Genomic DNA, 526 nt, shown 5'->3' with positions numbered 1-526 from the left:
GGTACCGGGAGGGGAGGCTGAAGGCGTTCGACGAGGGAGGGCGCAAGGTGTACGATACGATAGCCGGCCGCAGGAGGCGGCTGGGGCTGGCCGCCTAGGCCGTCCGGAAAAACGTCCGCACCCCCGGCTTTGATGTACTCGTCAAAAATGAACTGCTTGCCGAAGCCCTTAACGCTTTGCCCGAAAGGAAACGCGACATTATCCTTTTGTCCTACTTCTTGGACATGAGCGACGCGGAAATTGCTGAACTGCTGAATGTTGTACGCACGACGGTTTTCCGGCACAGGAAATCCGCGCTTGCGAAAATCAAACAGTATTTGGAGGGAAAAGCAGATGATGAATACCGTTAGGAAATCTGAAAATCTGTTGCCGTTCCCTGTCATTTCCGCAGCGGCAAACGGGTACCGTCAAGAATCTTGCGCACTTTTCCGACAGCCTCATAAGCCCGCCGTCCGGTGCGGCTACCCCTCCAGCAGAGTCACGTCCAGATAGCGCCTCGAGCCCCACTCGCTCTCGGCCACGTACT

Annotated in this window: 1 protein-coding gene; it reads left to right on the top strand. The window is 56.7% G+C overall.

Going from position 1 to position 526, the window contains the following annotated elements; translation table 11 throughout:
* Positions 1-152 precede the first annotated feature (152 nt).
* Positions 153-350 (top strand): sigma-70 family RNA polymerase sigma factor, encoded by a 198-nt coding sequence (locus tag C2L80_RS13605; RefSeq protein ID WP_476707489.1) that lies wholly within the window; start codon positions 153-155, stop codon positions 348-350.
* The last annotated feature ends 176 nt before the right edge of the window (positions 351-526 follow it).

This window comes from Rubneribacter badeniensis, assembly GCF_002899695.1.
GTDB classification, from domain to species: Bacteria; Actinomycetota; Coriobacteriia; order Coriobacteriales; family Eggerthellaceae; genus Rubneribacter; species Rubneribacter badeniensis.
The sequence above is the reverse complement of the archived record's forward strand: the minus strand, read 5'-3'. Positions and strand labels throughout refer to the sequence as shown.